The 14,395-nt window shown below is 69.7% G+C and carries 11 protein-coding genes, 1 tRNA gene, 3 pseudogenes and 1 riboswitch; of the genes and pseudogenes, 7 read left to right on the top strand and 8 right to left on the bottom strand.

The annotated features are described in order from the left end of the window. The first annotated feature begins 11 nt into the window (after positions 1-11). Positions 12-314 carry a hypothetical protein gene (locus LNW71_RS20495; RefSeq protein ID WP_250969559.1) on the top strand — a complete coding sequence of 101 codons (303 nt, stop codon included), beginning with the start codon at positions 12-14 and terminating at the stop codon, positions 312-314. Between the two features lie 352 nt (positions 315-666). Here LNW71_RS20495 and LNW71_RS20490 read toward each other — a convergent pair whose 3' ends face one another. Continuing rightward, positions 667-2,049, bottom strand: coding sequence for a DUF445 domain-containing protein (locus LNW71_RS20490; protein WP_250969558.1), 1,383 nt, complete (start codon positions 2,047-2,049; stop codon positions 667-669). A gap of 144 nt (positions 2,050-2,193) precedes the next feature. Between LNW71_RS20490 and LNW71_RS20485 the strand changes: the two are divergent. After that, positions 2,194-3,437, top strand: a pseudogene (locus LNW71_RS20485) (SGNH/GDSL hydrolase family protein). Between the two features lie 162 nt (positions 3,438-3,599). Here the strand turns inward: LNW71_RS20485 and LNW71_RS20480 are convergent. The 4 genes and pseudogenes from LNW71_RS20480 to LNW71_RS20465 all read right to left on the bottom strand — a co-directional run bounded on the left by LNW71_RS20480 (position 3,600) and on the right by LNW71_RS20465 (position 7,016). Next, positions 3,600-4,264 (bottom strand): annotated as a pseudogene (locus tag LNW71_RS20480) (DUF1707 domain-containing protein). 61 nt (positions 4,265-4,325) lie between these two features. Next, positions 4,326-5,318 (bottom strand): ATP-binding cassette domain-containing protein, encoded by a 993-nt coding sequence (locus LNW71_RS20475; protein WP_250969557.1) that lies wholly within the window; start codon positions 5,316-5,318, stop codon positions 4,326-4,328. Positions 5,319-5,347: 29 nt separating this feature from the next. Further along, positions 5,348-6,223 (bottom strand): ABC transporter permease, encoded by an 876-nt coding sequence (locus tag LNW71_RS20470; RefSeq protein WP_250969556.1) that lies wholly within the window; start codon positions 6,221-6,223, stop codon positions 5,348-5,350. Next, complete coding sequence (locus LNW71_RS20465) at positions 6,216-7,016, bottom strand: ABC-2 family transporter protein (protein WP_250969555.1); 801 nt, start codon at positions 7,014-7,016, stop codon at positions 6,216-6,218. The genes LNW71_RS20470 and LNW71_RS20465 overlap by 8 nt, the downstream gene beginning before the upstream one ends. 170 nt (positions 7,017-7,186) lie before the next feature. On the opposite strand from LNW71_RS20465, the gene LNW71_RS20460 reads away from it, so the two are divergent. Continuing rightward, entirely contained in the window at positions 7,187-9,601 is a 2,415-nt protein-coding gene (locus LNW71_RS20460; RefSeq protein WP_250969554.1) for a transglycosylase domain-containing protein, read from the top strand. A gap of 37 nt (positions 9,602-9,638) precedes the next feature. On the opposite strand, the gene LNW71_RS20455 is transcribed toward LNW71_RS20460, so the two are convergent. From LNW71_RS20455 to LNW71_RS20445, 3 genes are all read right to left on the bottom strand, one after another. Further along, on the bottom strand, positions 9,639-9,959 hold the full coding sequence (locus tag LNW71_RS20455; protein WP_018555875.1) for a multidrug efflux SMR transporter: 321 nt from the start codon (positions 9,957-9,959) through the stop codon (positions 9,639-9,641). 37 nt (positions 9,960-9,996) lie between these two features. Beyond that, positions 9,997-10,063, bottom strand: a riboswitch (guanidine-III (ykkC-III) riboswitch). A gap of 107 nt (positions 10,064-10,170) precedes the next feature. Then, on the bottom strand, positions 10,171-10,509 hold the full coding sequence (locus LNW71_RS20450; RefSeq protein WP_123471346.1) for a co-chaperone GroES: 339 nt from the start codon (positions 10,507-10,509) through the stop codon (positions 10,171-10,173). 44 nt (positions 10,510-10,553) lie between these two features. Beyond that, positions 10,554-10,874, bottom strand: a complete 321-nt coding sequence (locus LNW71_RS20445; RefSeq protein WP_250969553.1) for a DUF3618 domain-containing protein — start codon at positions 10,872-10,874, stop codon at positions 10,554-10,556. A gap of 127 nt (positions 10,875-11,001) precedes the next feature. On the opposite strand from LNW71_RS20445, the gene bcp reads away from it, so the two are divergent. The 4 genes and pseudogenes from bcp (at position 11,002) to LNW71_RS20425 (ending at position 14,388) form a co-directional block, all read left to right on the top strand. Beyond that, a complete protein-coding gene (gene bcp / locus LNW71_RS20440; RefSeq protein WP_250969552.1) occupies positions 11,002-11,469 on the top strand; it encodes a thioredoxin-dependent thiol peroxidase in 468 nt (155 codons plus the stop codon). Positions 11,470-11,600: 131 nt separating this feature from the next. After that, positions 11,601-13,096: pseudogene (gene proP / locus LNW71_RS20435) on the top strand (glycine betaine/L-proline transporter ProP). 157 nt (positions 13,097-13,253) lie between these two features. After that, positions 13,254-14,339 carry an HNH endonuclease gene (locus LNW71_RS20430; RefSeq protein ID WP_250969551.1) on the top strand — a complete coding sequence of 362 codons (1,086 nt, stop codon included), beginning with the start codon at positions 13,254-13,256 and terminating at the stop codon, positions 14,337-14,339. Beyond that, positions 14,305-14,388 (top strand) — tRNA-Leu (locus LNW71_RS20425). The genes LNW71_RS20430 and LNW71_RS20425 overlap by 35 nt, the downstream gene beginning before the upstream one ends. Positions 14,389-14,395 lie beyond the last annotated feature (7 nt).

The raw sequence follows: 14,395 nt of genomic DNA, 5'->3' as shown, positions 1-14,395 counted from the left end.
AGGTGGCTGCGATGGCGAAGGTTCCGGCAGCGGCGGTGGCGGCAGGCGGACTGGTCGGCGGTTACGCCACGGCACGGTGGACCAGGAAACGCCCGCTGGGCGGGGTCGCCCTGGCTGCCGCGGGCACGGTCGCGGCGTACGAGTGGAACCGGCAGGCCGGGCCGCGGGCCGCCGCCGGCCTGACCACCGCCTATGTCGCCGCCTTCGCCGGCTCGCACGCGCTCGCCAAGAAGATCGGCGCCTGGCCCGCGGTGTTCACCGTGGCGGGCACGGTGGCCGCGGCGTCGTGGGCGGTCACCCGCCGAGCGGCCTGAGCAGAAATTTTCGCGCCGGGTTGAACACGAGAGCGGCGCGGTGCGTACTGATGGGCACTCCCCCGCGTAACCCGGGTGCGTGTCCGCACGAATCGACAGGGCGGACACGCACCCGGTCCCCTCGGGGCGGGAGCGGGTGCGGGTGCGTGTGGGCCCGGTGCGGGTGGCCCGGTGCGGGTGGCCCGGTGGGAGCCGGGCGGCCCGGGAGCCGTTCGTCCTCAATCGCCGGACGGGCTTGGAATTGCCCCGGAGCCGCCGGACCGGCTCGGGCCGGCCCGGACAGGCCCGGATAGGCCCGGACAGGACCCTGCACAGGCCCGGATATGCCCGGCACAGGCCCGGGACAGCACGCCTAGCCGCCCAGGGCGCGCGACACCGAATAGATCACCAGTCCCGCCAGCGCACCCACCACCGTGCCGTTGATGCGGATGAACTGCAGGTCACGGCCGATGTGTGCCTCGATCTTCTTCGATGTCTGCTCCGCGTCCCAGCCGGCCACCGTGTCGCTGATCAGCGACGTGATCTCCGTCCGGTACGTCGTGACGACATACACCGCCGCGTCCTCCAGCCAGCCCTCCAGCTTCTGCTGCAGCCTGCCGTCCGTCGCCAGCCTGGCCCCCAGCGACATCAGCGACGCCCGGGCCCGCAGCCGCAGCTCGCTCTGCTCGTCCTCCGCCGCCGCGATGACCATCGTGCGCACCGACGACCAGGCGGACGCGATGACGTCCTGCACCTCGCCGCGGCCCAGGACCTCCGACTTCAGCCGCTCCACCCGGTCGCGCGTCTCCGAGTCCGTCTGGAGGTCGGCCGCGAAGTCCGTCAGGAACGTGTCGATCGAGCCGCGCGCCGGGTGCCCCGGCATGTCGCGCATCTCCGTGACGAAGCGCAGCAGCTCCTTGTAGACCCGCTCACCCACCCGTTTGTCGACGAACCGCGGGGTCCAGCCGGGCGCGCCGCCCTGCACCGCGTCCATCACCGAGTCGTTGTGCAGCACCAGCCAGTCGTGAGCCCGCACACAGATCAGGTCCACCACCTTGCGGTGACCGCCGTCGGCGACGACCTTCTCCAGCATCTTGCCAAGGCCAGGGCCGATCTCCGCCGCGTTCGCCCGCCGGGTGATCGCCTCACCGACCACGGCCTGCACATCCGAGTCGCGCAGCACGGTCAGCGCACCGCGCAGCGCGGTCGACAGTTCGGCCGTCACCCGGTCCGCGTGCTCCGGTTCGGCCAGCCACGCGCCGAGCCGGCCGCCGATGCCCAGGGAGCGGATCCGGTCCCGTACGACACCGCCCGACAGAAAGTTCTCGCCCACGAAGGAACCGAGTGACGCCCCGAGCTGGTCCTTCTTGGTGGGGATGATGGCGGTGTGCGGAATCGGCAGGCCGAGCGGACGCTTGAAGAGCGCCGTGACGGCGAACCAGTCGGCCAGCGCACCCACCATTCCCGCCTCGGCGGCCGCGGCGACGTAGCCCGGCCAGCCGCCCACTGACTCGTTCTTCGCCCACGTGGCGAGGACGTACACCAGCGCGACCAGCAGAAGGAGGCCGGTGGCCGTGGTCTTCATACGCCGTACGCCGCGACGCTTCTCCTCGTCCGCGGCGGTGTACGCGAACGACGCCAGGGAGGCGGGCGCGCGGGCGCCCGGAGCCCGCCCACGCCCCGCCCCGCCCGCGTCCTCGGCCGTGCCCGTACCGGTCCCCGGCTCGCCCGGTCCGGTGCCTTCGATCCGCTTCATCCGCTCCACCCGTCCGCGTACGCGCCGGCCCCCGACGCCCCGTACGCATTGTCCTTACCCGACCTACTCCCGGGCCGCATGTTGAGTTCCCCGCGCCCTGCCGCATCATTGAACTGACCCACCAACAGAGGAGACACACCGTCCATGCCCAGGCGCCAGGGGTACGCCCTGCTCATAGCCCTTGTGGCGGGCACCGCCGCGCTCGCCGCCGTCGTGGCGTTCACCGGCTCGCTGCTCTTCTCCGGGTCCCGGCCGAAGGCGACCGCCACCACCGGACCGCAGGGCAGGGCCCGCACGCCGGCGGCGCCGGCTCACTCGTCCGGGCTCTGGCTCGCCACCTGGGCGGCCGCGCCCGTCCTCGGAGCGGCCGACCCGAACCACGGCCAGGATCTGACCCACCGCACCGTCCGTAACGTCGTCCACACCAGCATCGGCGGCAACGCGGCCCGCATCACCCTGTCCAACCTCTTCGGTACCCAGCCGCTGCTCATCGACAACGTCACAGTGAACACGCGTCCTGTGACGTTCCGCGGCGCCCCGACCACCACCGTCGCCGCCGGCCGGCAGATCGTCAGCGATCCCGTCGTCGTCCCGGTCGCCGCCGACGCCGATCTCGTCGTCACGCTGCGCACGCCCACCGCCGACGGCCCGGTCACCGTGCACCCCAACAGCCACCAGAGCTCCTACGTGGAGACCGGGCAGGGCACCTGGCGCAGCACCGCCTGGCGCTACCTCACGGCCGTGGACGTGCACAGCCAGAGCGCCGCCGGCACCGTCGTCGCACTCGGCGACTCGCTCACCGCGGGCACCGGCTCCACGACCGACGCGAACACCCGCTGGCCCGACATCCTCTCCGACCGGCTGAACGGCCGGTACGCGGTGGTGAACCAGGGCATCGGCGGTAACCGCCTGCTGCGCGACGGCATCGGGCAGCGCGCCCTGGACCGCTTCGACCGCGACGTGCTGGGCATCACCGGCGCGAAGACCGTCGTCATCGCGCTCGGCATCAACGACGTGCAGGGCTTCCCCCAGGAGAAGGACCCGCTGCGGATCGTGGACGCCCTGCGCACCCTGACGCAACGCGCCCACGCCCGGGGGCTGCACGTCATCGGCGCGACCCTGATGCCGTACCAGGGCTACCGCAGCTGGACCCCCGTGCAGAACACCGTGCGTACCCGGGTCAACGAGATGATCCGGGCCGGCGGGATCTTCGACGAGTTCCTCGACTTCGACCGCGCACTGCGCGACCCGGCCCACCCGCACCGGCTGTACCCGCGTTCGACTCGGGCGACCACCTGCACCTGAACGACGCGGGCTACCAGCGACTGGGCTCCCTGGTGGGCACGGCCGACCTGGTGCCCACCCGCCCGTCCTCCGACGCGCTCTGACGGGTCGCAGGCGGGACAGGCGGGGCGGAGTGCGGACTGTCCGGGCTGCGGCACGGACAGCGCGCACGGCACGGGCAGTGGTGCGGACCGCCCCGGCACAGGTGCGGGCCACCGGACCGCACGGAAAGCGCGAACCGCGCGAACCGCGGCACGGGCCTCCCGCTACCGGTTGCCGTCGCCCTTCTCCAGCCGGCCCCGCGAGCGCTCCGCCTCCCGCAGCCGCAGCTTCTCCGCCTTGCTCCGCTTGCGCTCCACACCGACGCCGCCCATCAGTGCGAAGCCGGTGATCCGTACCCGGGGGAGTCCGGCGCCGGGATGCCCTCGTCCTTCGAGCTCTCCCCGAAGCCGCCCATGATGCCGATGCCCCGGACCTCGACGTTCAGGTCCGGCGGGACCGTCACCTGCATGCCGCCCATGATCGCGAAGCAGCGGATGACCACCTCGCGGTCCTCGAAGTTCGCCTCGCGCAGGTCGATCTCACCGCCGCCCCACATCGCGAACGCGGTGAACAGCCGGCCGATCGTCCAGTTCCCCTTGCGGTGGAATCCGCCCCAGAACGCGAAGGCGCCGCCGGACGTCGCCGGCTTGCCGATACGGTCCGACCAGCGGGCCATCGAACCCGTCCCCGACTGCCCGGCGGCGACCGGCGCCACGGCCGCCCCGACGACCGGCAGGTCGCGGACGATCGGTTCCAGCTCCCCACGCGTGCGGGCCTTGTAGGTGGTGTCGAGCCGCTGCTCGAACTCCTCCATCTCCAGCCGGCCCTCGGCCACCGCATCGCGCAGAATCTCAGCAATGCGTTCACGCTCAGCGTCGGAGGCACGCATTTCCGGAAGTTCGCTAGTCATACCGCGCAGCCTATTGAACGCGTAGGGTTCCGTCACCGATCTACGTGCTCGCAGCCGACGCGTACATCTTCGCGATCACGGCCTCGATGTCCGGCTCCCGCACCGAGAGGTCCACCAGCGGGTACTCCGCGGCGATCCGCGCCACCAGCGGCGCCGCCGAAGCGGACGCCGGGAACGCCAGCCACTGCCGCGGCCCCTCCACCTTCACCGTGCGCACCGACAGGTCCGGATCCAGCCGGATCGGCGGGAGTTCACGCTCCAGATCCACCACCAGCGTCCGCTCGCTCTCACCCACCTCATGCAGGCCTGCCAGCGCCCCGTCATACATCAGCCGGCCGTGGTCGATCACCATGACCCGCTTGCACAACTGCTCGATGTCCGTCAGATCGTGGGTCGTGAGCAGCACCGTGGTGCCCCGCTCCGCGTTCAAGTCCCGCAGGAACCCGCGGACCTTGGCCTTCGACACCACATCGAGCCCGATCGTCGGCTCGTCGAGGTACAGCACCTCCGGATCGTGCAGCAGCGCCGCCGCGATGTCACCGCGCATCCGCTGCCCCAGCGACAGCTGCCGCACCGGCACGTCCAACAGCTCCTCCAGGTCGAGGAGTTCGATGCAACGGTCCAGGTTGGCCCGGAAGCGGGCGTCGGGGACGCGGTACATCCGGTGGACCAGCCGGTACGAGTCGCGCAGCGGCAGGTCCCACCAGAGCGTGGTGCGCTGCCCGAAGACCACCCCGATCCGGTGTGCCAGCCTCGTACGCTCCCGGGAAGGGTCGATGCCCGCCACCCGCAGCGAACCCCCGCTCGGGGTGAGGATGCCGGTCAGCATCTTGATCGTCGTCGACTTCCCGGCGCCGTTCGGGCCGATGTAGCCGACCATCTCGCCACGCGCCACCCGGAAGCTGATCCCGTCGACGGCGCGCACCTCACGCCGCTCGCTGCGCATGAAACCCGTCCTGCGGCGGACGTCGAAGACCTTCTCGACACCGTCCAGCTCGATGAAGTCCGTGCCCACGCCGGTTCCTGCACCCATGTCCCCTGCCCCGCCTCGCTCGATATCCGTCAACTGCCCGTACTCCGGTACGACCGCAGACCCACGCGCCAGGCCAGACCCGCCAGCACCCAGCACAGCCCCGCCACCACCGGCGGCAGGAACGCCACCCAGTCCGGCAGGCCCAGCGGATACTCCCGGCCCAGCACGTACAGCGCCGGCAGCCAGTTCACGAACGCCAGCGGCACGACGAACGTCACCCCGCGCACCAGATCCTTCGCGAAGACCGTCGGCGGGTACTGCAGCATCGTGTTCCCGCCGTAGGTGAACGAGCTCTGCACCTCGGCGGCGTCCTGCGCGAAGAACTGGAACGCCGCCCCGGTCACGAACACCGCCCCGAAGATCGCCGCCCCGCTCAGCAGCATCAGCGGCACCATCACCACCTTCAGCACGGTCCACTCGATGTCCAGGGTGCCCAGCGCATAGCCGAGCACCAGCAGCCCCTGCGTGATCCGCCCCAGCCTGCGCAGCGCGAACCGGTCGGCCGCCACCTGCGCGAGCACCGGGACCGGCCGCACCAGCAGCGTGTCCAGCGTCCCGTCCCGCACCCGGCGGCCCAGCCGGTCCATCGAGCCCAGCACCAGATCCGCCAGCCCGAAGGCCGTACCCGACGCGCCGTACAGCAGGGCGACCTCCGGCAGCGTGTAGCCGCCCAGCACTTCCACGTGCGAGAACATCAGCATGATCGCGACGAAGTCGAACGCCGTCGCCGCGAAGTTCCCGAACGTCGTCATCACGAAGGACGCCCGGTACGCCATCGTCGACCGCAGCCACATCGCCACGATCAGCCCGTACGCCCGCACCCCCTCGACCACCCGCGACCGCGGCGCGAACACCACCGCGGGGTGCTCCACCACCACCGCTTCCACTTCCGCTGCCTCAGCCACCCTGGACCACCACCCTCCGCGTCGCCACCGACTGCACCAGCCGTCCCGCCAGCAGCAACACCAGCGCCCAGCCCGCCTGGAACCCGTACGCCTGCACCAGACCCCACCCCGTGTGCTTGCCGAGGAACACATCCGCCGGCACCTGGAGCAGCGCCGACCACGGCAGCGCCCGCGCCACCTCGCCCAGCAGACCGGGAAAGAGATTCAGCGGCAGCAGCAGTCCGGAGAAGAACAGCCCGGCCAGGAAGGCGATCTGCGCCGCGCCCGCCCCGTCCAGCAGCCAGAACGCCGACAACGCCACCAGATAGCGGATCGCGAAACTGACCAGCACCCCCAGAGCCACCGAGAAGAGGAACGCCAACCAGACCCCGGCCGACGTGGGCAGCGCCAGATCGAAGGCCAGCGCGCCCAGCACCATCGGCACGATGCCGCGCCCCAGCAGATGAAAAGCTGCCCGGCCCAAGTCCCCTGCCAGCCACCACAGTTGCAGATCCACCGGCCGGTAGAGATCGACCGCGATGTCGCCGGTACGGATCCGCTCGATCAGCTCGTCCTCGAAACCGCCGCCCATCATGGCGCACGTCATCAGCAGCGCCTGCCCCAGCCACACGTACGTGAGCGCCTGCGGCATGTCGTAACCACCCAGCCGCGGCCGCTCGTCCCACAGCGCCACATAGGTGTACGCCAGGATGAAGCCGAAGACGGTGTTGGTGAACACCCCCGCAGCCGTCGCGATCCGGTACGTGGCATAGCGCCGGAACCCGCCCGCCGCCACCACCGCATAGACCCGCACAGCACCCCACCCCCCGCAGTCGGGCGCCTCACCGCGTGTGGACACCAAAGCGCAGAACCCTAGTCCAGCCGGGGCAGCCGCCGCGACCGCTTTTCGGAGGTCGATCCGGCAGTTATTCCACGGAAAAGTGCACTATGGGGAACTGACCGCGGCCGAGGAGTCTGCACCACATGAGCGACGAGCCACAGCAGCAGAGCGGGGACCCCGCCCCCCGGGGCTGGAACCCCAAGGACCTGCCTGGCGAGCCTGCCGCCCCCGGACAACAGGACACCCCGGCCACGGACACGACCGGCGGGAAGAAGCAGAAGAAACCCCCACGCCCCAAGCGCACCGGCTGGCGCCGCGCCCTTCCCACCTGGCGGATGGTCCTCGGGGGCATCCTCCTCATCGCCCTGGTCCTGATCGGCGGCTTCATCGCCGGCTACCAACTCGTCGACATCCCCTCCGCCAACGCCAGCGCCACCGCCCAGTCCAACGTCTACCTCTACCAGGACGGCAGCGTCATCGCCCGCGACGGCGAGGTCAACCGGGAGAACATCAAACTCGCCCAGGTCCCCCTCGACGTCCAGCACGCCGTGCTCGCCGCCGAGGACCGCGACTTCTACTCCGAACGCGCCGTCGACGTCAAGGCGATGTTCCGGGCCGGCTGGAACACCCTCGCCGGCAAGGGCAAACAGGGCGGCTCGACCATCACCCAGCAGTACGTCAAGAACTACTACCTGGGCCAGGAACAGACCGTCGGCCGCAAGATCAAGGAATTCTTCATCGCGATCAAACTCAACCGCGAAGAATCCAAGAACCAGATCTTCGAGGGCTACCTCAATACCAGCTACTTCGGCCGCAACGCCTACGGCATCCAGGCCGCCGCCCAGGCCTACTACAGCAAGGACATCGGCGACGTCAGCACCGCCGAAGGCGCCTACCTCGCCTCCCTGCTCAACGCCCCCAGCGCCTATGACGTCATCACCCACCCCGAGAACAGGAGCGCGGCCCTCGCCCGCTGGAACTACGTACTCGACGGCATGGTCAAGGAGGAGTGGCTCGACGCCGGCGACCGCGCCGCCATGACCTTCCCCCCGCCCGGCCCGGTCAAGCCGGCCAACAGTCTCTCCGGCCAACGCGGCTACATCGTCAAGGCCGTCGAGGACTACCTCGTCAAGAACGACATCATCGACGAGAAGACCCTCGCCACCCGCGGGTACCGCATCACCACCACGCTGGAGAAGAAGAAACAGGACGCCCTCGTCGAGGCAGTCGACGCCAACGTCATGTCCAAGACCAGCAAGCAGCGCAAGGCCGACCGCAACGTCCGCGTGGGCGGCGCCTCCATCGACCCCGCGACCGGCCGCGTCGTCGCCATGTACGGCGGCATCGACTACACGAAGCAGTACGTCAACAACGCGACCCGCACCGACTACCAGGTCGGCTCCACCTTCAAGCCCTTCGTCTTCACCTCCGCCGTCGCCAACGACTCCACCACCCAGGACGGCAGGCGCATCACCCCCAGCACCATCTACGACGGCACCAACAAGCGCATGGTCCAGGGCCCCGACGGACCCACCGGATACGACCCCTCCAACGAGGACGACGTCAGCTACGGGCCCATCACCGTCCGCACCGCCACCGACAAGTCCGTCAACGCCGTCTACGCCCAGATGGCCGAGGACGTCGGCCCCGAGAAGGTCCGCGGGACCGCGGTCTCCCTCGGCATCCCCGAGGACACCCCCGACCTCACCGCGTCCCCGTCGATCGCACTGGGCCCCGCCACCGCCAGCGTCCTCGACATGGCCGGGGCCTACGCCACTCTCGCCGACCACGGCAAGCGCGGCACCCACACCCTCGTCGACCACGTCACCAAGGACGGCGAGACCATCAGGCTCCCCCGCCGCACCACCGAACAGGCCGTCAGCCGCGAAGCCGCCGACACCACCACCTCGATCCTGCGGAGCGTCGTCGACGGCGGCACCGGCACCGCCGCCCAGGGCGCGGGCCGCCCCGCCGCCGGCAAGACCGGCACCGCCGAGGAGGACAAGGCAGCCTGGTTCGCCGGCTACACCCCCGGCCTCGCCACCGTCATCGCCGTCATGGGCCAGGACCCCGACACCGGCGCACAGAAGTCCCTCTACGGCGCACTCGGACTGCCCCGCATCAACGGCGGCGGCGCCCCCGCCGAGACCTGGGCCCAGTACACCAAGGCCGCCCTGCTCGGCACCCCCGTCAAGGACTTCGACCTCGATCTGGAGAGCGGCACGGACGAGACCGCGCTGCCCAGCCAGGAGAGCACCGCCCCCAGCGGCACCGGGCAGCCGTCCCGAACCCCCTCGAGCACCCGCCCGAGCACCCCGTCCAGCGCACCGCCCACCAGTCCGACCACCCCGGACACCAGTCCCGGCACCATCGGCGGCCTCCCCACCGGCGGCACCGACACCGGTGGGGCCACGGACGGCGGGACCACGGACGGCGGCGCCGACACCGGCGGCGGGAACGTCGGAGGAACGAACTCCGGCGGCGGGGAAAACGGCGGAGGCACCGCCGGCGGCCTCCTCGAAGGCGCCCGCGGCACCCGGGCCCCGGGCCGCCTGTAAGGGCTGCCCCGAAATCCCCGGCGGACGTCCGGACCCGTCAGTGACCCGAGGTCGCCTTCAGCCCCACCACGGCCACCAGCAGCAGACACACGAAGAAGATCCGGGCAGCCGTCACCGGCTCGTGCAGCACCACCATGCCCAGCACCGCGGCACCCGCCGCACCGATACCCACCCACACGCCGTACGCCGTACCGATCGGCAAGGTCCGCGCCGCGTGCGACAGCAACAACATGCTCGCCACGATCCCGAGACCCGTGAACACGCTCGGCCACAGCCGGGTGAACCCCTCGGTGTACTTCATCCCGATCGACCAGGCCACTTCCAGCAGACCCGCGACCACCAACAGAACCCACGCCACGACGGCACCTCCGACGAAACAGAACACGCGAACAACGGGTGCGTCGTCTTTGCAAAAGCCCGGTACGGCGCGTCTCGTCGGGGTCACACCACCGTAGCAAAAAACAGGAAAAAGGCCTGGTGACGACAGTCACCAGGCCTCACACACCACGGCCGCGAACCACCGGGGCGGCCCACGCGTACGGATCACACGCGCGGGCTACCGGCGCGGGCTACAGATACAGCCCGGTCGAATCGACCGAACCCTCGAACCGGTCCGCAGCCACCGCATGCAGATCCCGCTCCCGCATCAGCACGTACGCGACACCCCGCACCTCGACCTCGGCACGGTCCTCGGGGTCGTACAGCACCCGGTCACCCGGCTCCACCGTCCGCACGTTCTGCCCCACCGCGACCACCACGGCCCACCCCAGCCGACGACCGACCGCAGCCGTCGCCGGGATCAGGATGCCGCCGCCGGAACGCCGCTCGCCCTCCGGCGAATCGGACCGGACCAGCACACGGTCGTGCAGCATCCGGATGGGCAGCTTGTCGTCCGCGTTCTCGCTCACGCCCGCAACCTACCTGGCCGATCCCGGACCGCGCGCCGCCGGGGTCAACGCTTCCCGCGCCGCGAGGTCACCGTGAGCAGCCCCACCACACCCACCGCGAGCAACGCCACCGGAATCACCCGCTCCAGCCGCGGCGCACCCTCCTCCGTCACGAACTGCGCCTTCACGTCCGACACCGTCCGGTTCACCGCGACGAACGCCCGCCCGGCCGTCCGGTCCACGGCCTGAGCGGCCTTCGCCTTCGCATCACCGATGATCGTCTTCGGGTGCACCCGCACCCCGATCTCATCGAGCACCACCGCGAGCTGCTCACGCCTGGTGATGATGTCCGCCTCGATCTGCGCAGGGCTCCTGGCATCCGACACTGCGCCGCCTCCGTGGTCCTCGTCCGGTAAACCGTCATCGACAGTCTGTCAGCTCGACCGCCCCCGCACCCGGCGGCACCCCTATTACGCTCGGTCCCGTACACCCCACGTACCAACGAGGAGAACCATGAGCGAGCGACTCCAGCCCGGCGACACCGCCCCCGCCTTCACCCTCCCGGACGCCGACGGCAACGACATCGCGCTCGCCGACCACAAGGGCCGCAAGGTCATCGTCTACTTCTACCCGGCCGCCCTCACCCCCGGCTGCACCAAGCAGGCCTGCGACTTCACCGACAACCTCGACCTGCTGGCCGGCGCCGGATACGACGTCATCGGCGTCTCCCCCGATAAGCCCGAGAAGCTCGCCAAGTTCCGCGAGCAGGAGAACCTCAAGGTCACCCTGGCCGGCGACCCCGCCAAGGAGACCCTGGAGGCCTACGGCGCCTTCGGCGAGAAGAAGCTCTACGGCAAAACGGTGACCGGCGTCATCCGCTCCACGATCGTCGTCGACGAAGAAGGCAAGGTCGAACACGCCTTCTACAACGTGAAGGCCACCGGCCACGTCGCCAAGATCATCAAGGACCTGGGTATCTGACCCGACGAAAACCGGACGCGAATGGCCGAATAAATGTGACGCAAGTCGCAATCATCAGCTGATTCGGTTTGCAACCGCCATGGCTGCGCAGAAGCCTTTCCTGGAACACCCATCGAGGAGAGGATCCGGCCATGGCGGCCTCCGACCCCCACCAGGCGGCCGACCCCGAAGCGGTCAAGCGCCACCCCGCCCTCTTCCGCGCCATCCGGAAACGGAAAAACCCGAGGCTGCGACGGACCGACATCACGGTCACGGACGACCAGGCGGTCAAGCGCGCCGTGAAAGCGGCATCGCTCGGTAACGCCATGGAGTGGTTCGACTTCGGCATCTACTCCTACCTGGCCGCCACCCTGGGCCACGTCTTCTTCCCGTCAGGGAACGACACCACCCAGCTGCTCTCCTCCTTCGCCACGTTCGCCGTCGCCTTCCTCGTGCGCCCCTCGGTGGCATGTTCTTCGGGCCCATGGGCGACAAGGTCGGCCGCAAGAAGATCCTCGCCCTCACCATGATCATGATGGCGATCGGGACCTTCGCGATCGGAGTCATCCCCTCCCACGACGCCATCGGCGTATGGGCCCCCGTGCTGCTCATCTTCTTCCGGATGCTCCAGGGCTTCTCGACCGGCGGAGAGTACGGCGGCGCCTCCACCTTCATCGCCGAGTACGCCCCCGACAAGCGGCGCGGCTACTTCGGCAGCTTCCTCGAATTCGGCACCCTCGCCGGCTACGTCGGCGCCGCGGGTCTGGTCACCCTGCTCTACGCACTCCTCGACACCCCGCAGATGGAGTCCTGGGGCTGGCGCATCCCCTTCCTCGTGGCCGGACCCCTCGGCCTGGTCGGCCTCTACCTGCGACTGCGCCTCGACGAGACCCCGGCCTTCCAGAAGCTGGAGGGCGGCACCGCACACGCCACCGAGGCCGCGGACGGCGTCGAGACCAGCGCCAAGGGCGACCTCGCCAAGATCTTCCGCGAGTACTGGCCGACGCTGATCCTCTGCATCTGCCTGGTCGGCGCGTACAACATCGCCGACTACATGCTGCTGTCGTACATGCCGACGTACCTCTCCGACGAACTCGGCTACAGCGAAACCCACGGCCTGCTCATCCTGCTCGGCGTCATGGTCTTCCTGATGCTGATCATCAGCCAGGTCGGCAAACTCTCCGACCGCTTCGGCCGCAAGCCGCTCCTGATGACGGGGATGCTCGGCTTCCTGATCCTCTCCCTCCCCGCCTTCCTGCTCATCCGCCAGGGCGGCATCCCGGCGATCACCATCGGCATGCTGATGCTGGGCCTCTCCCTGGTCTGCATGCTCGGCACCATGTCCGCCGCCCTCCCGGCCCTGTTCCCCACCCAGGTCCGCTACGGCTCCCTGTCGGTGGGCTACAACCTGTCGGCGTCGATCTTCGGCGGTACGACCCCGCTGGTCATCACGGCGCTGATCAGCCTGACGGGCAGCAACCTGATGCCGGCGTACTACGCGATGGGCGCCGCCGTGGTCGGCGTGATCGCGGTGGCCTGCATGAAGGAAACCGCCAACAAGCCCCTGGCCGGCTCCCCGCCCTCGGTGGAGACGAGCCAGGAGGCGGAAGATCTGGTCGCGGCCCAGACGCCGGACCCGAAGTTCTGAATCCCCGCACCTGCGGAAATGGCCCGTCCGCTTCGGTTGTCGCCGAAGCGGGACGGGCCATTCCGCATCTTGTCGGATATCGGACGTGACTCACCGATAAACGGTTCGTTACTCCGTACGAGGCTGCGAACGTGCGGCCGGATGCGGAGGGGGAACCATGCCTGACGTCTACGGGCGAGCGCGGCTCGCCGCTGCCGTCGCCGAGTCCGAGAACTGGACAGATCTGATGCGTCGCCTCGGGCTCAAGAAGAGCGGCGGACAGCGGCGCGTACTGCAGGAGAAGGTCGCGGGACACGGGCTGGATACAGCCCACTTCAAGCAGCGCAGCCCGTGGCGCAAATACCCGGACGCGGCCATTGCGGCGGCCGTCGCGTCCTCCACTTCCCTGCGTGAGGTCGTCACCAAGCTCGGTGCGGCACCGGCCAGTGGCACGCTCTCCCACATAAGCCGCCGTATCGCAGCCGCGGGAATCGATGTCAGCCACTTTCCCGGCATGAATCGTCCGCACCTGGATCTGATGTTCACCACGGAGGAGCTTCAGACGGCCGCACTCAACGCCGACAGCATGCGCGCAGTGGCACGGAGCCTCGGAATGGGCGACGACGACAGCCGGTCACGCTCAGCACTGGCAAGTCTGCTGCGCAGGAGAGGTGTCGATACCTCTCACTTCCGGAACGCACGCCTTGCGATCCCGGGGGAGGCCCTGCGGGACGCCCTCCCCCGAGCCACGAGTTACGCCGACGTCATGCGTGCACTCGGCCTTGCGGTCAACGACACGAACCACCGCCGTGTGCGACGCAAGGTCCTTCAGCTGGGGCTCGACACGAGCCACTTCGGACGACGTCCTTGGGCTTCGGCCCAGGTGCGCACCGCCAGGCCGATCGCACCGACGACGTTGGTGGTCAGGCCGGAGGGGTCAGGGCGCACGAACCGGGAGAGGCTTCACCGCGCCCTGCAGGAGATCGGAGTCCCGTACCGCTGCGCATCCTGCGGCAACCGTGGCAGGTGGCGGCGGCAGTCCTTCACGCTTCAGATCGATCACATCAACGGTGACTGGCTCGACAACCGGGCCGGGAACCTTCGCTACCTCTGCCCCAACTGCCATGCGCTCACCGACACGTGGTGCCGCCGGGGCACCCGCCGGTCGGCGCCGACGGAGAACTCGCCTACCACCCCGGTGGCCTGCCCGGTAGCATGGCAGGCGGCTGGCGGCGGTGGTGCAGAGGTGACACAGCAGACTTAGGATCTGTGGCCCGTGAAACGGCTTGAGGGTTCGAATCCCTTCCGCCGCACCGATCG

Source organism: Streptomyces sp. RKAG290 (genome assembly GCF_023701695.1).
GTDB lineage: Bacteria > Actinomycetota > Actinomycetes > Streptomycetales > Streptomycetaceae > Streptomyces.
Note: the sequence above shows the minus strand (reverse complement) of the source record. Positions and strands in the feature narration are given on the sequence as shown.